The organism is Rhizobium sp. BK512, from assembly GCF_014194915.1.
In the GTDB taxonomy this organism is placed as follows: domain Bacteria; phylum Pseudomonadota; class Alphaproteobacteria; order Rhizobiales; family Rhizobiaceae; genus Rhizobium.
Genome location: NZ_JACIAS010000015.1, coordinates 71801 through 91942 on the forward strand (window position 1 = coordinate 71801; position 20142 = coordinate 91942).

Annotated in this window: 17 protein-coding genes; all 17 read right to left on the reverse strand. The window is 60.4% G+C overall.

The features are described from left to right. Positions 1-1788 carry an adenine deaminase gene (locus tag FHX06_RS34600; protein WP_183882558.1) on the reverse strand — a complete coding sequence of 596 codons (1788 nt, stop codon included), beginning with the start codon at positions 1786-1788 and terminating at the stop codon, positions 1-3. Beyond that, the gene (locus tag FHX06_RS34605; protein ID WP_183850579.1) at positions 1785-2705 is read right to left on the reverse strand and encodes a nucleoside hydrolase; all 921 of its coding nucleotides are present in this window, start codon (positions 2703-2705) and stop codon (positions 1785-1787) included. The genes FHX06_RS34600 and FHX06_RS34605 overlap by 4 nt, the downstream gene beginning before the upstream one ends. Before the next feature lie 4 nt (positions 2706-2709). After that, positions 2710-3735: an ABC transporter ATP-binding protein gene (locus tag FHX06_RS34610; RefSeq protein WP_183882560.1), complete on the reverse strand. Its 1026-nt coding sequence runs from the start codon at positions 3733-3735 to the stop codon at positions 2710-2712. Continuing rightward, the gene (locus tag FHX06_RS34615; protein WP_112546035.1) at positions 3728-4507 is read right to left on the reverse strand and encodes an ABC transporter permease; all 780 of its coding nucleotides are present in this window, start codon (positions 4505-4507) and stop codon (positions 3728-3730) included. The genes FHX06_RS34610 and FHX06_RS34615 overlap by 8 nt, the downstream gene beginning before the upstream one ends. Then, positions 4504-5331, reverse strand: a complete 828-nt coding sequence (locus FHX06_RS34620) for an ABC transporter permease (RefSeq protein WP_183882562.1) — start codon at positions 5329-5331, stop codon at positions 4504-4506. Before FHX06_RS34620 ends, FHX06_RS34615 begins: the two co-directional genes overlap by 4 nt. 63 nt (positions 5332-5394) lie before the next feature. Next, the gene (locus FHX06_RS34625; RefSeq protein ID WP_112546033.1) at positions 5395-6417 is read right to left on the reverse strand and encodes an ABC transporter substrate-binding protein; all 1023 of its coding nucleotides are present in this window, start codon (positions 6415-6417) and stop codon (positions 5395-5397) included. 1 nt (position 6418) lies between these two features. Beyond that, positions 6419-7462: a LacI family DNA-binding transcriptional regulator gene (locus FHX06_RS34630; protein ID WP_018115166.1), complete on the reverse strand. Its 1044-nt coding sequence runs from the start codon at positions 7460-7462 to the stop codon at positions 6419-6421. A 169-nt stretch (positions 7463-7631) separates the two neighbouring features. Beyond that, on the reverse strand, positions 7632-9065 hold the full coding sequence (locus FHX06_RS34635; RefSeq protein ID WP_029616468.1) for an efflux transporter outer membrane subunit: 1434 nt from the start codon (positions 9063-9065) through the stop codon (positions 7632-7634). A gap of 154 nt (positions 9066-9219) precedes the next feature. Then, entirely contained in the window at positions 9220-12330 is a 3111-nt protein-coding gene (locus FHX06_RS34640; RefSeq protein WP_113211989.1) for an efflux RND transporter permease subunit, read from the reverse strand. A gap of 50 nt (positions 12331-12380) precedes the next feature. Further along, positions 12381-13598, reverse strand: coding sequence for an efflux RND transporter periplasmic adaptor subunit (locus tag FHX06_RS34645; RefSeq protein ID WP_183882564.1), 1218 nt, complete (start codon positions 13596-13598; stop codon positions 12381-12383). A gap of 151 nt (positions 13599-13749) precedes the next feature. Beyond that, on the reverse strand, positions 13750-14352 hold the full coding sequence (locus FHX06_RS34650; protein ID WP_018115162.1) for a TetR family transcriptional regulator: 603 nt from the start codon (positions 14350-14352) through the stop codon (positions 13750-13752). A 97-nt stretch (positions 14353-14449) separates the two neighbouring features. Next, positions 14450-15394 (reverse strand): phosphoribosylaminoimidazolesuccinocarboxamide synthase, encoded by a 945-nt coding sequence (locus tag FHX06_RS34655; RefSeq protein ID WP_113148315.1) that lies wholly within the window; start codon positions 15392-15394, stop codon positions 14450-14452. 181 nt (positions 15395-15575) lie between these two features. Further along, entirely contained in the window at positions 15576-17318 is a 1743-nt protein-coding gene (locus FHX06_RS34660) for an SLC13 family permease (protein ID WP_183882566.1), read from the reverse strand. Between the two features lie 108 nt (positions 17319-17426). Next, positions 17427-18110 (reverse strand): phosphoribosyltransferase, encoded by a 684-nt coding sequence (locus FHX06_RS34665; RefSeq protein ID WP_183882570.1) that lies wholly within the window; start codon positions 18108-18110, stop codon positions 17427-17429. Between the two features lie 11 nt (positions 18111-18121). Continuing rightward, entirely contained in the window at positions 18122-18928 is an 807-nt protein-coding gene (locus FHX06_RS34670) for a pseudouridine synthase (RefSeq protein ID WP_183882568.1), read from the reverse strand. Positions 18929-19088: 160 nt separating this feature from the next. Then, a complete protein-coding gene (locus tag FHX06_RS34675) occupies positions 19089-19295 on the reverse strand; it encodes a hypothetical protein (protein WP_112546027.1) in 207 nt (68 codons plus the stop codon). A 132-nt stretch (positions 19296-19427) separates the two neighbouring features. Beyond that, positions 19428-19766: a hypothetical protein gene (locus FHX06_RS34680; RefSeq protein WP_007815384.1), complete on the reverse strand. Its 339-nt coding sequence runs from the start codon at positions 19764-19766 to the stop codon at positions 19428-19430. Positions 19767-20142: the final 376 nt, after the last annotated feature.

Genomic DNA, 20142 nt, shown 5'->3' on the forward strand with positions numbered 1-20142 from the left:
TCAGAAGGTTTCCAGAATTGGGTTTTCCAGTACCTTGCCAGTGGTGACATCGGCAATGCCGCGGTCGGTCTGGTGGGGGCCGATATTGCAGGCCAGCGTGGCCCCGAAGCACGCCTTGAAGACCAGGTAGGGCGGCTGCCAGTCGACGATTTTCTCCATGGCCTTGCGGATGGCGGCGAAGCTTTCGGCGGTTTTCTTCAGGGAGGCATCGGTTACGAGGCCGGAGAGCGGCAGGGGCAGCAGGGCTTCGATGCGGCCGTCCTTTGCGACGGCCATGCCGCCGCCGGCTTCGATGACAGCGTTTGCCGCAATCGCCATATCTTGCGCATTTCCGCCGAAGACGGTGAGGTTATGGCTGTCGTGCGAGACGGTGGTACAGAAGGCGCCGCGCCACTCACCCCAGCCGGTCAGAAAGCCGACACGCGGCTTGCCGTCAGCCAACCCGTGACGATGTGCAACTGCTATCATGGCGCTGCCGGCCGGCGGCACAACGAAGCCGTCGCGGACATCGGCAACTGCTTCGCCCCACTGCGTAAAACGTGGACGGTCGATCGTCGCAAGGCGGACTTTGGTGCCGTTGGCGGGAATGCGGAAGTCGTCTTCGGCAAGCGCTGCGAGCTTGACCGAATGCATGAGCGGTGTGGCATCGAGCGGTTGGATCGGATCCTTGACTGCGCCGTTCTCGGCAACCAGCCGACCGCTGGCGATGACGGCGCGGGCGGTAAAATCGGTCATGTCCTCGAACAGCACGAGATCGGCGCGGCGACCGGGGGCGATGAGCCCGAGGTCGGCACGCTTCATGCGCTGTGCGGCGTTGAAAGTAGCGGCGCGCAGCGCCCATTCCGGGCGCATGCCGTAGCGGACGAGGCGGCGCAGGACATCATCGAGGCCGCCATTCTGATAGAGCTCGTCGGGAAAGACATCGTCGGTGCAGAGCGTGACCGTCGGCGGAAGGTGGCCGATGTCGTTCAACGCCTCGACAAATTCCTCCAGCAGATGATCGTGCGAGCCGCGCAGCTCGATCGTCATGCCGGCGGCCAGCTTCTGCAGCAGATCGGCACCCGATGTCAGCTCGTGATCGGAGGTGATGCCGGCTGCCATGAAGGCGTTGAGGTCGGCACCGTCAAGCCCGCGGGCATGGCCGCAGACGAGCTTGCCGGAAGCAAGACCTGCATTGACGATATCGGTCATGCGCGGATCGCCATTGATGACGCCCCGCATGTTCATGACCTCTGCCACGCCGCCGATTGCCGGTGAGCGCAGCAGCTCGCCGATAACAGAGGCGTCGAAGTCCGCTCCTGCCAGCTCAAGTCCGGGTGCTGACGGCACGCAAGAAGGGGCAAGCAGGATCATGCGCAGCGGCAGATTGCGTGAGGCTTCGATCGCCCAGCGCACGCCGTCCAGGCCGTGGACGTTGCCGAATTCATGCGGATCCCAGACGATCGTCGTCACACCGCGCGGCAACACAGCTTCGGCATATTCAGCCGGCGTAACCATCGAGCTTTCGATATGCATATGCGTATCGATGAGGCCGGGCGAGACGATGGCGCCCGTTGCATCGAGCACTTTCGCGGCATCGGTGCGGCTTGTCGGTGCATGAACACTTGCGATTATCGCACCGACGAGGCCGATATCGGCCTCGCGGATCAGGCCGGTGACGGCATCGAGGATGCGGCCGCCGGTAACAAGCATATCAAAGGGGCTGTCGCCGCGTGCAGCCGCCACGGCGCGGGCGCGTAATGCTGGTTCGTTGAGATCGGCGGGTTCCTGGCGCGGGTTTGCGGTCATTTGCGGGCCTCATTGACCAGGGCGGCGAGAATCATGACACGTGCCATATCGGCATCGATGTCGGCGGCGAACTCAGCGTTGAACGTTGCATGAGTGGCGCGGGTTTCAACGACGGTGCGACCGCGGGTATATTGCCCCTGCAGTTCTGCATCGATGCGGGCATGGCGAAAGCTCACCACCTGCGGAGCGACGAAGGCGACGGCGGCAGAGGGATCGTAGATCGCCATGGCAGGACGGCCGCGGCTGGTGCCGATCCTGATGTAGCCGGCAAACATATCGGCGATCAGCTCGGCATTGACACCACCGGCGGTACGGACCGGATCGGCGTCCTCAGGTTTTGCCAGAACCTTGCGGCAAAGGTCGAGATCGACCATGCGCAGCGGCAGATTGTGGGCGATGACGATTGCCAGTGCTTCGGGGTCGGCGAGCGCATTGAATTCCGCCGAGGCGGTGTGGTTGCCGGTGGTGACGCCGCCGCCCATCCAGACGAGTTCAGTGATGCGGGCGGCGAGATCGGGGCGGGCGAGCGCCAGTGCGGCGATATTCGTCAGCGGCCCGAGCGCCAGGATACGATGAGGGCCTTCCAGTTCAAGCCAGCGGCAAAGGGCGATAAAGGCGTCGCTGTCCGGCAGGCTCGGGGCCGGCGGCAGGTGCCTGCCCGTTGTCGGGATACCGCTCTCGCCGAGCACCGCCTGTGCCGTCTCGAGCTTGCCGAGAACGGGCATCTCGCGGCCGATATGGATTGGGAACGTCCACCCGAAAGCCTTGGCGGCTCCCGCCGCATTGGTGCACACCTGCGACAGCGGCGTATTGCCGAAAACCAGCGAGACGCCGTCAATGTCGAGTTCGGCGTTCGTCACCACCATGATGGCGGCGATATCGTCGAACCCCATGTCCGTGTCGATCCAGACGCCCATGATCTCACCCGAAACGCTTGAGGCTTGCGGAAGCCGCGACCGGCAGGTCGAAGGCGATCGTGCTGCCGAGTTCGTGTTGCGGCAGGGCTGCGTCCACTTCGGCCTTGATCGGGCCGAGCGAGCTGTCCAGCAGATATTCACGGCTGTTGCCGGCAAAGGACGTGCCGCGCACGGTGCCCTGGAAAGGACCAGAACCAAGGATCACCGCACGCGGCCGCCAGGCCAGGCCTGCCGCACCGTCGGGCGCTGCGGCCGAAAGAGCGACTGCGCCACCAGGCGTCGCGAGCTTTCCGTCCGTCAACGCAAAGACATTCTCGAAGCCGACGAAATCGGCAACGAAGGAAGAAACAGGTCTGTTGTAGATGTCTTCGGGCGTGCCGATCTGCTCTATGCCGCCGTTCAGCATGACGATGATGCGGTCGGCAAGGGCAAGCGCTTCCGCCTGGTCATGGGTGACAAAGATCATCGTCACGCCCGTCTCCTTCTGGACACGCTGCAACTCGGCGCGCATTTCGAGGCGCAGGCGGGCGTCGAGATTTGAAAGCGGCTCGTCGAGCAGCAGCACCTTTGGCTCCATGATCATGGAGCGCGCGAGCGCCACACGTTGCTGCTGGCCGCCGGAGAGCTCGCCCGGTTTGCGGCCGGCGAATTTTGCGAGGCCGACGGATTTGATGCCGGCATTGACCTTGCCGTCCAGATCATCACCACGAAGGCCCTTCAGCCGCAGTCCGAAGGCAACGTTTTCATAAACGGTCAGATGCGGGAAAAGCGCGTAGGACTGGAAGACGAGGCCGACAGCGCGTTTGTTGGCGGAGACGCGGGTGATATCGGCGCCATCGAGATTGATGCGGCCGGAGGCCGGATTTAGCAGGCCGGCGATGGCGCGCATCGTCGTCGTCTTGCCGCAGCCGGAAGGGCCGAGAAGCGCCACCAACTCGCCCCTAGCGATCGACAGGTCGAGGTCCTTCACCGCGACCGTATCGCCATAGGCCAGCGTCAGCTTGTCGAGTTGAAGGTAGGCATCAGACATAGCGAGAGAATCCCAGGAAGCGTTCGGCGAGGAAGACGATGCCGATCGAAAGGAAGGCGAGCAGCGCCGAGAGCGCCGCAATGGAGGGGTCGTAGGTAGTTTCCATGTAGCCCAGCATGTCGATCGGCAGCGTGCGCACGCCAGGGCCGGAGAGGAACAGGGAGACCGGAACCTGATTGAAGCTGGTGACGAAGCCGAGGATGAAGGCAGCCAGAATGCCGCCGCGGATATTCGGCATCACGACGCGGAAGAAGGCGCCGAGCCGGGAGGAACCGAGCAGGACGGCCGCTTCCTCGATATCGGAGCGCAGGTTACCGAGGCTTGCGGACACGACACGCACGGCATAGGGCAGCACCAGGGCGGTATGGGCGAAGAAGAGCGCTAGCGTGATGTTGAAGCCGAAGGGCACGACGAGATAGCGCAGCAGCGCCAGACCGACGATGATACCGGGCACGATGATCGGCAGCGAGACGATTGTTCTGACCGTTTCCGAACCCGGCAGCCGATAGCGCGCTAGCGCATAGGCGGCGGGAATGCCGAGGATGAGGGCTGCCAGCGTCCCGAAGACCGCCAGGAACATCGACATGGCAAAGCTGTCGCGGAAGCTGTCGATGGTGAAGACCTTGGCAACCCAGCGCAGCGACAGGCCCTGGGGCGGGAAAGCCAACGTGTCGCCGGCGGAAAGCGAAGCCGCGATGATGATCAGAAAGGGGCCGATCAGGAAGATCAGCAGCAGGAGCAGCACGACAGGCGAAAGGAGGCGGATGCTCATCGGCGGTTCCTCGCGGTTGCAAGGCGTTTCAGCAGGATATTGGCGGCAAAGCTCATGACGATCAGGATGAACGCGATGACACTCGCCGAAACGAAATTATTGGCAACGGAAACCTGCTGGTACATCAGCGTCTCCAGCATCAGCACCTTGGAGCCGCCGAGAATGGCGGGCGTGATATAGGCCGTCAGCGAGCCGGTGAAGACCAGCGTGCCACCGACGACGAGGCCTTCCCTGGTGAGCGGCAGAATGACCTTCCGGAAGACCTGGAACCAGTTTGCGCCGAGCACGCGGGCGGCCGGAATGGCATCCTTCGGCATGTTCTCGAGTGCGCTGATGAGCGACAGGATCATCAGCGGCAGGAAAAGCTGCAGGAGGCCGATAAAGACGGCAGTCTCGGTGAAGAGCAGGCGCAGCGGCTCCGCGCTCAGACCCAGGCCAGTGATCGCTTCATTGACGATGCCGGTGCGGCCGAGAATGACAATCCAGGCATAGGTGCGCGCAACCGGCGAGATCATCAGCGGCAGAGTGACTAGCCCGATCATGCGGCCCTTGCCCTTCGGAGGAAGATTGACGATTGCAAAGGCGGCGGCATAACCGATGATGGCCGACACCGCCGTCACTTCCAGGCCGAGCCGGAAGGTGCGGAAGAAAACGGTGCGGTTCAGCGTTTGCGAGAAGAAATCCGTATAGGCGGCGAGCGTCCACGCGCCGTCGCTGCGAAAGCCTTCGGACAGCAGGATCGCGACGGGCAGCAGAAAGACTACGGCAGCGAAGATCGCGGCCGGCAGGGCAAGCGCCAGGGCTTCTGCTCGGTTCTGGAACATGAGACGCCTTTCGAGCGGGGAAGGGCGGTCCCGGTGGGTGCCGGGACCGATGTCAGCAGAGGCTTACTGGCCGACCTTTTCGTTCCATTCCTTCAGCCAGCCATTGCGGTTGTCGAGTGCGGCTGCGGACGGGATCAGCTTCAGGTTCTTGGCGGTGTCTTCGCCATAGGTGATGTTGTTGGCGACCTTGTCGGAGACCTTGACCTCCTTGTTCGCCGGGCTGTCGATGAGCTTTTCGGCGAGCTTGGTCTGGACGTCGGTCGAGAGCCAGAAGTCCATGAACTGCAGGGCGAGATCCTGGTTCTTCGAACCCTTGGTCATGACCAACACGTTCATGCCGCCGGTCTGGCCTTCCTTCGGGGTTGCCCAGGCAACGGGAAGGTCGAGCTTGGTGAAGCCTGCCCAGGAGAAACGGCCGATCGGAGCGGCCCAGATCTCCTCCTGCTGCATCAACTGCACGAGCTGGGAAGACTTTTCATAGAAAGTAACGATCTCGTCCTTCTTTTCGCCGAGCGCTTCGATCGGCGCCTTGAGATCAGGCGTGTCCTTGCCGAGTGCGAGACCAAGCATGTAGAGCGCCGGCGGGCCCTGGTTGGTCGTGACGTTCGGGAAGGCTACGTGGCCGACATATTCCGGCTTCAGGAGATCGGCCCAGGACTCGATCTTCATCTTGTCCGAGCGGTAGGCAATCGAGGTGGCATAGAAAGTGTAGCCGACGCTCATGCCATCACCGTTCGGATCCTTGGCGACATCGTAGAGCCTGGAGAAATTTTCAAGCTTGGAGGTATCGATCTTGTCGATCAGGCCGGCGCGGGAAGCCGCAAGGCCATCGGCCATGGAGACGGCAGCAAGATCGACGACCGGATTGGCCTTGTTGGCTTCCATCTTGGCGAGGCGCTCGACGCTGTTGCCGGTTTCGACAACGAGCTTGCAGCCGCACTTGGCTTCGAAGGGGTCATAGACGATCGTCTTGTAATCGTCCTGCGCAAAGGCATAGACGGAAATGGTCAGCGTGCGTTCCTGTGCCGCTGCACCGAGAGGGAAAAGCGCGACTAGCGCCACTGATGCAACAAGAGCTTTTTTCATTCTACAGGTTCTCCATCTCTGAGGTTTTTGGTGCCGGGTTCACGAGCCCGGATGACTGGCGGATGATCAGCTGCATGGGCACGCGTTCGGTGTCCGCCGCAACCAGCACGCCCTCCCGTGTGCCACTATCGTTTATTCTGTCGACCAGTGCCGAAACGGCAATTTCGGCGATAGTGTCCATGTCCATCCTCACGGTCGTCAGCGATGGTGTGACGACCGGCGACCATATGAGATCGTCGAAGCCCGTGACGCTGACATCGGCGGGCACGCTGATGCCGTCCTGCTGCAGTTCAGTCAGCGCGCGCAGAGCCTGCAGGTCGGAAAGGGCCGCAAATGCCGTGAAGCCCTGACGCGCCTTTTCCGCAAGCCCCAGCCTGCAACCGGCGCCCGTCTCGTTTTCCAGCCGCTCGATCCAGAGTGTTTCGGAGCGCATGCCATGCTGCAATCCAGCCCTGATGCCGCCGGCTCTGTCGTTCTGGACATTGGACTCGTGATTATTGCCGATGATGAGGATCTGCTTGTGACCAAGGCCCGCGAGGTGGGCGGCAATTTCCTTTCCGCCCTGCCAGTGATCGGCGGCGACCGTATTGCCCGGTGTGGAGGCGGTATCGATGACCGCGACCGGGCAGCTCGCGGCGGAAATGCGGGTGGCGCGGCGAGGCACGACCACCATGCCGTCGACGCCACGTTCCACCAGCCGGTTGATCGCTTCCGTCTGGGCCGTGATATCGCCGCGGGAGTCGGCAATCAGCACACCGTAGCCTGCTACGGATGCGGCATATTCGATGGCCTGGGCGATCTTCGGAAAGAGGGGATTGGCAATATCGGGCAAGACAAGGCCGAGCACGCCGCTCCGGCCAGTACGCAGAGCTCTGCCGGCCTGGCTCGGCACATAGCCGAGTTCGGCGGCATGCGTGCGAATTCTTTCGATCAGTGCGTCGGAAACCCGGCCTTTGCCGGAGAGCGCATTGGAGACCGTGGCAACGGAGACGCCGAGCGACGTTGCTATCCTGCTGAGATTGGGTCCCGGGCGTTGTGAGGCCATTGTTTTCAAGTGCCGAGCTTAATCGTTTAATCAACTGCATAGCGTAGCGATTACGGCTTGTCGAATCCAAATCCTTCCTGTGCGCATATTATCTGTTCCGGCAGATATTCAGGCAAAGAAAAAGCCCCGCGGAGACCACGGGGCTTCGGAATGACGCTATGCGAAGACCTTAGCTGCCCTTGGCAGCCTTGACCGGTCCCGGACCGGTGGTCTTGCCAGTCGGCGCGAAGCCGCCGCCGGTTGCGATGTTGAGCGCAGCGTAATCCTTTGCCATCTGCTGAACGGCAGCCGCGAGGCTTGCCTGAGCGAGAGAGACCTGACGCTGGGCGTCGAGAACGTCGAGCAGCGAGGAAGCGCCGTCTTTGTAGGATGCCGTCGAGAGCTCGAGGGTTTCCTGGGTCGTCCTGACCTGAGCGCGCAAGGCGTCAACCGTCTGGGCGTCACGGCGAACGGCCGAAAGGGCATCCTCGACCTGCTGGATTGCCGTCAGAACGGTCTGCTTCCAAGCGAGGTAGGATGCGACGGCGTTGGACTTGGAGACGTCGACATTGGCGCGCAGACTGCCGCCGTCGAGGATCGGCAGGTTCAAAGTCGGGCCGAAGGACCATGCCGACAGGCCGCCGTGGATGCCGCGCTGGTTGATGTAGCTCGGCGAGATCGAACCGGACAGCGAGATCGACGGGTAGAGCTGAGCTTCGGACACACCGATCTGGGCGGTGGCAGCGGCGAGGTTACGCTCGGCCTGGCGAATATCCGGGCGGTTGCGGATCAGGTCGGCCGGAACGCCGGAATTGATGCCGCCGCGGAAGGTCGGCTGGCCGGAGCCACGCAACAGTTCATCGACCATCGAACCGGCCGGCTGGCCGAGGAGGGTGGCGATTTGATGGGCCGAAACGCGGATGTTGGTTTCGAGACCGGGGATTTCTGCGAGCGTCGACTGGACAAGACCTTCAGCCTGGACGACGTCGAGGCGGGAGGCCGCGCCTGCGTCGAGCTGGAACTTGGTCAGGTCGTAGGTTTCCTGACGGGACTTCAGGTTGGCTTTCGAAAGCGCCAGGCGCTGCTGGAAGAAGCGCAGGTCAATATAAGTTGAAACAAGGTTCTGGATGTAGGACAGCTTGGCGATGTCGGCACCCGCATAGGCGGAATCAAGAGAGGCGAGGGCGCTTTCCTTGCTGCGCCTGAAAAGACCGAACATGTCGAGCAGCCAGGACAGGGAAAGCTGTCCGGCGCTGGTGTTGCGGGTGTTGAACTGGGTACGCAACTCGCCGGTCTCGCCGCTGACGGTGTGAGAAGCGCCAACATCGAGAGCAGGCAATGAACCGGCGCCAGCGATGGTCACGTTGGCGGATGCGGAATTGATGCGCTCGAGCGCCTGTTGGATCGTCAGGTTCTGGCTAAGGCCGGTCTGGACAAGGCTGTCGAGTTTGCGGTCGTTATAGGCGGTCCACCAGGCCGTGGTAGCGACGTCGCCGATGCTCTTTTTGCCACCTTCACTGAATTTTCCAGGAAGCGCCATTTCCGGAGGTACGTGATCAGGGCCTACTACACAGCCCGACAGCAATAACAATAGCGCCGGTGTGGCATAACGAAGAGATACCATGCATTTCATCCTGTAACTCGAGCAAGTCAATTCTTGTCCGAAGCGTCATGCTTCACTATCGGCCCGACGCGCCTCGATCCTTACGCTAAACACATGCCGAAGCAGTCCGCGCGCAATGTAGCAATCCGGAAAGCTTTCTCACAGTGCATTTATATCACACTCCCGCCTCATTTTTTTGCCGTGTGGCAAAGATGCGGCGGATCACGACGAAGAAGGAGGGCACGAAGAAAATGCCGAGTACCGTCGCCGAAAGCATCCCTCCGAGCACGCCGATACCGATCGCGTTCTGGGCAGCGGAACCCGCGCCCGTAGCGATGGCCAAAGGCACGACGCCGAGAATGAAAGCCAGAGATGTCATGATGATCGGGCGCAGGCGCAGCCTTGCTGCTTCCAGCGTCGCCTCGAAGAGCCCCATGCCCGTCTCCGTCCGGTCCTTCGCGAATTCCACGATCAGGATCGCGTTCTTGGCGGCAAGGCCGATGGTCGTGAGCAGGCCCACCTTGAAATAGACGTCGTTCGCCTGCCCGAATAGCGTTGCTGCGGCAAGTGCGCCGAGCACGCCGACCGGCACGGCCATGATGACCGAGAACGGGATCGACCAGCTCTCGTAGAGGGCAGCCAGGCAGAGGAAGACGACGAGAACCGAAATCGCGTAAAGCATCGGGGCCTGCGAGCCCGAGAGCCGCTCCTGATAGGAGATGCCCTGCCAGGCAACCGTGTAGCCGCCGCCGAGCTGTTCGGTCAGTGCTTCCATCTCGTTCATGGCTTCACCCGATGAGACGCCAGGGGCTGCCGCACCGTCGAGCGGGATTGCGCTGACAGCATTGAACCGGGCGAGCGAAGGCGCGCCATCGACCCATTGGGTTGTCGTGAAGGCGGAGAAAGGCACCATCTCGCCGGCGTTGTTGCGGGCATACCAGTGGTTCAGATCGGTCGGCTGCATGCGGAAGGGAGCGTCGCCCTGCACGTAGACCGGCTTGATTTCGCCGTTCAGCGTGAAGTCGTTGACATCGCGGCCAGTGAAGATGATCGACAGCATGGAGTTGACCGAGGCGAGGTCGACACCCATCGCGCCGATCTTCTCCTGATCGATCAGGATTTTCATCTGCGGCTCGACTTCCTTGTTGTTCGAGCGCAGTGCGACGACCTTGCCGGTGGCGCCGGCCATCTGGATGAGCCGCTTGGATGCAGCCGTCAGGGCTTGATTGCCATGGCCGCCGGTGTCCACCAGATACATGGAGAAGCCGCTCGAGACGCCAAGACCCTGGATCGCTGGCGGCAGCAGCGCAAAGACCTGCGCCTCGCGGATCGTGAAGAAGTTCTTGAGGGCCCGGTTGACCACCGACTGAGCACTGAGATTGTGATCGGTGCGCAGTGAGAAATCCTTGAGCTTGGTGAAGACGATGGCGCTGTTCTGGCCCGAACCGTTAAAGCCGAAACCGAGCGCGCCGAAGACGGAATCCACCGCATCCTTCTCGTTTTCACGGAAGTATTTTTCGACCTTTTCAACGACAGCCTGCGTCTGCTGCGTGGTCGAGCCAGGGGGCGTGGTGACGATGGTCAAAAGCACGCCCTGGTCTTCTTGCGGCAGGAACGAACTCGGCAGGCGCGCGAAGAGATAGGCGCAGCCGGCGCCGACCAGCAGGAATACCAGCATGACGCGGATCGGTCGCTTCAAGAGGTAGCCGATGGTGCGGACATAGCCGTTGGTCGAGCGGGTGAAGTTGCGGTTGAACCAGTCGCCGATGCGATGCTTCTTGTGCTCGTTGACCGGCTTCAGCATCGTGGCACAGAGCGCCGGCGTCAGCACGATGGCGACGAGGGCCGAAAGCAGCATGGCCGAAACGATGGTGATGGAGAACTGGCGATAGATGATGCCGGTCGAGCCGCCGAAGAATGCCATGGGAATGAAAACGGCGGTCAGCACGAGGGCAATGCCGACGATGGCGCCGGTAATTTCACCCATCGACTTCTCGGTCGCTTCAAGTGGCGATAGCTTTTCCTCCGACATGATGCGTTCGACGTTTTCCACGACGACGATGGCGTCGTCGACGAGAAGGCCGATCGCCAGCACCATGGCGAACATCGTCAGCGTATTGATCGAATAGCCTGTTGCCGCAAGGACGCCGAACGTGCCGAGAAGCACGACGGGTACGGCAATGGTCGGGATCAACGTCGCGCGCAGGTTCTGCAGGAAGATGAGCAGCACCACGAAGACGAGCACGATCGCCTCGATCAGTGTGTGCACGACCTTCTCGATCGACAGCTCGACGAAGGGGGTCGTGTCGTAGGGATAGGTGATCTCGACACCTTCCGGCAGGCCACGACCGATCGTTTCGAGTGCGGTGCGGACACGGGCGGCGGTATCGATGGCGTTTGCGCCAATTGCAAGGTTGACGGCGAAACCAGACGACGGCAGACCGTTATAGCGCGAGCTGCCGCCATAGCTCTCCTGCCCGATTTCGACGCGGGCGACATCACTCAGGCGGACTGTCGAACCATCCTTTTCGACCTTCAGGATGATGTGCTCGAAATCCGCGACCGTGGTAAGCTGGCTCTGTGCCGTGATGGTGACGTTGATCTGCTGGCCCGGGACGGCAGGCTGGGCGCCAAGCGAGCCGACGGAGACCTGCGTATTCTGGGCCTGGATAGCCGAGGTCACGTCGCTTGGTGTGAGCTGAAACTTCTGCAGTTTGAACGGGTCGATCCAGACACGCATGGCGTAGCCGGAGCCAAATACGTTGATGCTGCCTACGCCTTCCAGGCGTTGGATCTGGTCCTCGATCGAGGTCGACATGATGTTGCCGAGGTCAACGGAGGTGCGTTTGCCGTCCGTCGAGACCAGCGAGCCGACGAGCAGAATGCTCGACGTGGAGCGCGTGACGCTGATCCCCGCATCGATGACGTCGCCAGGCAATTGCGACTGGACGAGCTGCAGCTTGTTTTGAACCTGTACCTGCGCGATGTCAGGATTGATGCTGGTCCCGAAGGTCAGCGAAATGCTGGCCGAGCCTGTCGACGAGGTCGAGGTCATGTAAGTGAGGTCGTCGAGACCAGTCATGCCGTCTTCGATGATGGTGGTCACCGATTTTTCGACCGTTTCGGCGCTCGCGCCGCGATAGCTGGTGTTGATGCGGACCGTTGTCGGCGCAATATCAGGATATTGCGAGATCGACAGCGTGAAGATCGCGAGCAGACCTGCGAGCATGATGGTGATCGCAATGACCCAGGCGAAGATCGGTCGTCGGATGAAAAACTTGGCCATCGGTTATTCCTGTACGGCTGGGACGGTGACGATACGAGAGTGCCTGCGCATTACTTTGCTGCGGGCTTCTGTTCGCCTCCGGCCACGGGCTGATCGGCAGGGACAACCACGCCGTTGTCGTTGATCTTCATTGGAACCGGTTTTACCGGCATGCCTGATACAATCGACTGCAGACCGCTGACGATGAGCTGGTCGCCATCCTTCACACCCTGGGTCACGAGCCAGGAATTGTTGGAGGGCGAGGCATTCTCGAACACGCGGGTCTCAACCTTGCCCTCGGCGGAAATGAACTGCGCGGTCAAACGGCCGTTGGCGTCACGGGTGGTGGCAAGCTGCGGCAGGGAATATCCGGTTTCGTTACCGAGTTCGACTGTGGCGCGTACGTACATGCCGGGCAGGACGACGCGGTCGGGGTTCGGGAAAACAACACGGATGATGAAGGTGCCGGTCGTTTCGCTGACAACCTGCTTCGACATGTCGAGCTTGCCCTTCTGATTATACTCGCGGCCGTCTTCGAGGATCAGGCGGAACGCGACATTGTTGTCCTCGCCCTTGACGTCGCCGGCAGCGATCGCATCGCGCAATTTAAGCAGGTTGGTGCTCGATTCCGTCAGCGAAATGTAGATGGGATCGAGCTGGCGGATGGTGGTCAGCGCGGTCGTCTGGTTGGCCGCAACGACGTTGCCGATGTTGTAGGCGGTCTGGTCGATGACGCCGTCGAAGGGGGCTGTGATCTTCGTATGATCGAGATCGATCTGCGCTGCGGTCAACGCCGCCTTTGCGGCTTCGACTTCTGCATTCGCTTGTGCAAGGGCCGTTCGGGCGGTTTCGAATTCGATCTGCGTTGCGCCGCTGCCGACCAGCCGCTGGTAGCGGTCGAAATTGCTCTGGGCGCTTGGCACGCCGGCCTCGGCTTTGGAAATCGCGGCCTGGGCCTGCTCAACGGTTGCGCGGTAGGCGGCGTCGTCGATCTGGTAGAGCAGATCGCCCTTCTTGACTTCGCCGCCTTCCTTGAACGCGATTTCACGGATGATGCCGCTTACCTGTGGGCGGATATCAGCCACCTGGAAGGCCTCGGCGCGGCCGGGCAGGATCGTGGTAATCGGATAGGTATCCTTTTTCAGCGTGACTACACCAACCGGGGCAGCCTGCTGGGCAGCACCGCCCGCGCCTGGATTGCCAACGGGCTTGCTGCCGCCCTCGTTGCAGGCGGCGAGACCGATAACAAGCAAGAGGGTCGAGGTTACGATGAGGGCGCGCCTGGTCATGCTGAATTTCCTGTGCGGTTGGCAGTAGCGGTTCAATCGCCGGCCCTTGGAGGCACCGCTCTATATAAACGTGGTGATTGATCCGGTAACAGGTGCCGTTATCCGATATTAAGAAAAGCTTTATGAAGTGACGTAATTCAGCAATCGTCACTTAGCAAGGTTTATTTTGCAGTGCGGCATCCACGAAACACACGATTTTTTCCGCACGGTGCACAAGCGTGTTCTTGTCGTCCTTGGCAATGAGAATGGGATGCAGAACACAGGCCAGAACATCTGCAACGGTGCGCGCTGCCATGTCCGTATTGTCGCAATGGTAGTTGCCTTCGGCGACGCCTTCACGAATGATCTCGCCGAGCTTCTGTTCTATCCGTTCGCGATAGCGCTGGCCGGCATCGAGCTTGGCATCGATCGTCGAGATCACCATCTCGAAAATGTAGGGGTTCTGCTGGATATCCCGCAGATGGCTGTCGAGCAGTCGCAGGACGAAGCTTAGCAACTGCTCCTTCGGCGGCAGGCTGGTGTCAACGGCGGCAAAGCGCTCCGTCGCATTGCCAAGATGACGCTCGGCGATCGCATCGACGAGCACCGCCTTCGAATGAAAATGCTTGAAGACATTGGCTGGCGACATATGCAGCGACGAGGCGATATCGGCGATGGAAACCGCGACGAAGCCGCGCTGGCGAAACAGCGTATCCGCCATCGAGAGGATATCCTCCCTGGTCTCTTCGGCCTTGCGTCTGGGCCTGCGTGCCATCTGTCCCCCGCCGGGCTTGGCCCGGCACCCCTTTTTTCCGATGCTAGCGCGATTGGTTGAAAGCCTGCAACAGGCTCGCAACTCCGGCTTCAAAGGTTCAGGGAAAATAGGGTTCGAGATTTGCCCGGACACGTGCCGTGGGCGTTTCGCCACGGTCGTCGGGTACGAAGCGTTCCCCGGTTATCCATTCATGGGCTTTGATATAGACGGCCGACGTCTGCTCGATCAGCTCGAGAGGAATTTCCGGAATCGCGTCCTTGTAGGGGTCGCAGCGTTCGACGACCCAGGCGCGGACGAAGTCCTTGTCGAAGCTTTCCGGCCGCTTGCCCGCTTCGAAAGCGGCGGGATAGGTTTCCGCCACCCAATAGCGGCTGCTGTCGGGCGTGTGGATCTCGTCGGCGAGAATGATGTTGCCGTCCTTATCGGTACCGAATTCATACTTGGTGTCGACGAGGATGAGGCCACGCTTTGCCGCCATCTCCTGGCCACGGGCAAAAAGCGCCAGCGCATATTTCGAAAGCGTTTCCCACTGTTCCTTCGTCAGCAATCCGCGGCTGACAATCTCTGCCGGGGTGAGCGGCTCGTCATGGCCGCCGTCGAATTCCTTGCTGGTCGGCGTGATGACCGGCTCGGGAAGGATCTGATTGTCGCGCATGCCGTCGGGCAGGCGCATCCCATACATCTCGCGCTCGCCCTTCTTATAAAGTGTCAGGATCGAAGTGCCTGTCGTGCCGGCGAGATAGCCACGTACGACGATCTCGACCGGAAGGATATCGAGCCGTTTGCCGATGACGACATTCGGGTCGGGATAGTCGAGGACGTGATTGGGGCAGATGTCCTTCGTTGCCTCGAACCAGTATCGGGCTGTCTCGGTCAGCACCTGTCCCTTGTAGGGAATGCAGGTCAGGATGCGATCGAAAGCGCTCAGCCGATCGGTGCTGATGATGATGCGTCGGCCATCCGGAAGGTCGTAATTCTCACGCACCTTGCCGCGGTAGTAGTTCGGCAGTTCCGGGAAATGGGCTTCGGAGAGAATACGCACGACGCCTGGTTATCCTTCTATCGGCTGAGACTAAAGCGTGCCGCGATCATTAGGGTCCGCTTCGCACGCTTCAGGTCTTCGTTTTACGCATGTCGTTATCGCAAAACCGCTCCACACTTTTGCGCCGCATGCTCTGACCCTGCTCTAGTTTCATTGCCGGGGAAGTCAAGCAAAGGCTCGTTTAAAGCCAGAAGACGGTGATGAGAATGAGCGTGAGTATATAGCCAGCGAGGGTCAGCGGCCAGCCGGCGCGTAGGAAATCGCGGAAGCGGTAGCTGCCGATGCTCATCGACAGAGTATTGTTGTGATGGCCGAAGGGGGTGAGGAAATCCTGCGATGCTCCGGCTGCCACCGCGATTAGATAGGCTTGAGGCGGTTGCTCACCAGCGCGCGCAAACTCCAGCGCAATTGGTGCAAGCACGATCGCGACCGTCGCGTTGTTGACGAAGGGCGTCAGCGCCATGGCGAGAAACAAAACGAGTGCGATGCCCCACAACGGATTTACGATGGGGAATACAAGGCTAAGCCAGGTTGCAATGGTCTCGGCCATGCCTGTCGTGGCAACTGCCTGACCGATCGGAATCATTGCCGCCAACATGATGATGATCGGCCAGTTGAGATCCGCCATCGCATGGCGAATATTCAAATAGCCGGGGAGAGCAAGTGCCAGGAGCACGAAGGCAAGAGCGATGTCGGGGCGTAGACCGAAAGCGGAGGCAGCAACGCCGCAGGCAAAAATAGCAAAAGGTCGCCACGAGGCTGTTGAGGCAGGAGGAGGCGCTGTTGAGGCAAGCGGAAGGCATTCGCACTCCTCAAGCGCTTCCGCGACCGCCGCTTTCGGGCCATCCAGTACCAATATGTCGCCGATCGAAAGCTGCAGATCCGCAAAACGCCCCTCGATGCGAGGAGACCGCATCGACAATGCTGAAACAGTGACCCCGCGATTGCGGAAGACCTCCAGCGATGCGATGCGCGAGCCGACGACAGTGCTTTCCGGCATGACGACGGCTTCGATGCTTGTGAAATCCGGCTGCAGTCCGTGTGGATGGGCGTCTGGCACAAGCGCCTGCGAAGCGGCCAGATCCGCGAAGGCCGAATCCGCGCCCTGCGCCAGCAGGATATCGTTTGGCTGGATAACAGATTGCTCGAGCGGTCCAAAGACGAAAGTCCCGCCACGGATAAGGGCGTGCGGCTGAATGCCGAAGCGCTCGGGACATTGGGCCAGTGTCGCGCCGATAAGCGAGGAATGTTCGGGGATGCTGCGTTCGACGACAATGTGGCGGATCGGTGGAGTTGGCGCTTCCGTGGTCTCGTCCGGCTCTGCAAACAACCGCTGCACGATCAGCGCGATCAGCATGATGCCTGCTATGGCGACCGGAAGCCCGACATAGGCGAAGTCGAAGAAGCGGAAACCTTGGCCGGTGGCTTTTTCAAGCGCGTCGCTGACGAGAAGATTGGCGGGAGTGCCGATCAAAGAGACGAGACCGCCGAGAAGGGCGGCGAAGGAGATCGGCATCACGAGCTGCCGGCGCGGAATGCTCATGAGCGTGCTGAGCCGGAGAGCCAATGGCAAGGTGATCGCAAAGGCGCCGATGTTGTTCATGAAGACAGAGATGATGCCGGTCAGCGCGGACACAGCTGTGATGACACCGAAATGCGAGAAACCTGATGCCACGAAGCGCTCGGCGAGGCTGTCAAAGAGTTTGGTGCGCGCCAGTACCTGGACGATCAGCAGGATTTCGACCACGGTGATGACGACAGGGCTTGCGAAACCGGCAAAGATGCCATCGGCGGGATAAAGGCCGAGCACGTAGCCAGCAAGCAATCCGCCGATCGAGATAAGTTCCATGCGCAGGCGGTCGAGGGAGAACAGGAAGAGCATTGCCACCAGGAGGATCAGGAGGGCTGCTTGCTCAAGCGTCATCGGCGGTTCCTGTCTTCGATCACACGCCGAATGTAGCTCTTCGTCTCGTGCTGTATAGCCCGTTCAGACGAAAGAATGATCGGTCTTCACATATGAGCTCGATGCCGTTCAGGCAGGTCTGCGCCATTTTCCTTCGGCTGTCCGCTCAAGGATGGGCGTGGTGAAAACGCCTTTCGTGCGCGCCTGCCATTGGGGGGCTGCGGCGTCGAGCTTGGCGCGCCAGCGGTCCGATTGCAGCATGGCCGCACCAATGACGATGGGTTCGACGTTGCAGCTCCCGAGCAGATCAAGGCCTGCGACGATCGAAGTTCCGCTCGATATGACGTCATCGATCAGCGCGACACGGCGTCCTTCCAGGAGAGGCAGCATGCGCGGATCGATATAGAGCCGTTTCTGTTGTTCTGGCGTGGTGATCGATGAGAGTGAGACTGACAGTTCGTCGCGATACCAGAATTTGCGGGAGGTGCCGAATGGCACATACCGGCTGTGGCCGAGCTTCTGCGCGACAGCCGCCGCGAGTGTCAGGCCAAGTGTCGGCAGACCGGCAACCACATCGATGCCTGATGGTTCTATCTTTGCTGCAAGATTTTCGGCGAGCGCGTCCAGTACTGCAAAGCTTGCCTGGTTGATAATCAGCGAGGCCAGCGCGTGATCGCCATCCGAGAGTACCCGGATCGGCAGCCGCAACTGTTTGCCATCCTCCAGTTCCGCTATAAAGAAGGAGGTGAAGTCGCCGCCTGTTTCAAAGCTGCCCGGCGGATGGATCTCCTGCCAGAAATCATGGGGCTTCATCTCGTTCATTCTCAATCCCGTATTGCCTTGCCGTTACCGAGCTTCCGGCGAAGGTCCTTCAGCTCGGATTCAGTCAAGGCCCTGACCGATCCCTTCGGCAGGTCGCCAAGTCCCAGCCCACCGATCGCGACACGCACGAGCCGCAGGCAGGCGATATCGAGCGCTTCCAGCATCCGGCGGATCTGCCGGTTGCGGCCCTCCTGCAATTCCACCTCGATCCAGGAATTGCGGTCGCCCTCGCGCAGCCTGCGGGCAGCGGTAGCGCGCAGCAGTTCGCCGTCATGCCGAAGACCTGTCATCATTGCCGCCAGCATGTCGTCATCGGCAATCCGGTCGATCTGCACATGATAGGATTTCGAGACGTGGGTGATTGGATCGAGCAGCGCCTGGGCGAATTCCGTGTCGTTCGTAAAAAGCAGCAACCCCTCGCTCGCCTTGTCGAGCCGACCGACGGGAGAGAGGTGGGGAACATCGAAATCGGCCAGGCAGTCATAGACGGTCGGGCGGCCTTCCGGATCATGACGAGTGGTCACAAGGCCGCGTGGTTTGTTGAGCATCAGGTAGATCCGGGTCTCGGCGACGATCTCTTTGCTATCGACCTTTATAAGAGCGGTCGAAAGATCGACCCACGCCGATGGATCCGTGACGATGCGATCACCGACCGTGACGCGGCCCTCCGCGATCAGTCGTTCTGCCTGGGTGCGGGAACAATAGCCAAGTTTAGAGAGCGCACGTGGAAGCGTGACCCGCTTGCCGGCCGGTTCGGCCTGGGGTCTGCTGCGTTCGGGTGTCTTCTGCGGTGATCGCCGGCCTTTCACTTCGCTATCCCTGATGCGATTGCGAAAGCCGTTCTTTGCATGAACGACGCATGGATGCCAGCAATGGTGCTCGAAATTCTGGGGAGTAGGGGGGCGGATGCCAAAACAAACCATCGACGCTTTGGGAAAGCGTAGTGGGTAGGAGAGTTCTTCTAACGCCTCAAGCGCAGGCCATGAAACCGGCGAGTTCCTGCCGATTCATCATAATGCCGGCTGCAGCTTTGGCAGGGTCCGGATGAGTATAGGAGAGGCTCGGCATTTCGGGCAGATCGAGCGCCTGGCGCATGTTCATGATGCCGACTGCGCGACGTCCATCGCTGGCGTCGACGCTGACTTCAACGATCAGCTTCTCTCTCTTGTTGTCCATAATGTCCTCCCTTCATTTTTATACTCCTATCGATCACACCAAAAATTGGTTTTTCTAAGACATAAGTGTCTACGCATCCTGCAAAAATTGGATCTGCAGGATGCGTAAAATACAGGAGCGGAAGCTTGTGATTCAACGCCACCAGTGACGCGGCTCAGGCTGCGAGGCGCCTGACAACATATAACCTGCCAGGAAGCCGATCGCGCCGGCAACCAGAAGCGCTGTCGTCGTCGCCGCGGGGTGTTCGCGAGCCGTGCCTGCGACCGCTGCTCCTTCTGCCCTGATCTGCGCAACGGCGCTCTTGGCACGCGGGAGCGCATCTTCGTAAGCCTTGCCGGCTCGGTCTCGCACTTCATAATAGGCTTCGGCGCCCTGTGCTGAAATCATCTTCTGCAGGCGGGAAACCTCCTGCTGGAGTGCGGCGATGTCCTTGCTGACGGAAGTTCTGAGATCGTCGGTATTGGCGGCCATATCTGTCTCCTTTCCTTCAATGGGGAAGAAAACACCAAAGAGCGCGTTAGGTTCCGCGCTTCTCCCGATAATTGGATGTGACGGTAGTTTGACAGCGGGCACAGAGGCCCAATTTATCCTGCATTAACCATAAAATTGACCAAGACACTGTTTTTTCGTGGTCTTTCAGCGCTTTTAGACGTTGCTCCATTCGATTTTTTATCGCCCGGTAAAAGATTTTCCGGAGATCTCGGCTCGGAAAGGCACCTGTGGATAATGATGGCGTATAAAAATCGCTGTCGAATCAACCTGTTACAAAAATGTCAAAAAAGTTGGATTGGTGGTGTTGACTGTTTCGGTGTGTGAGGATTATAAGCCCACTCACTGACGAGGGCGG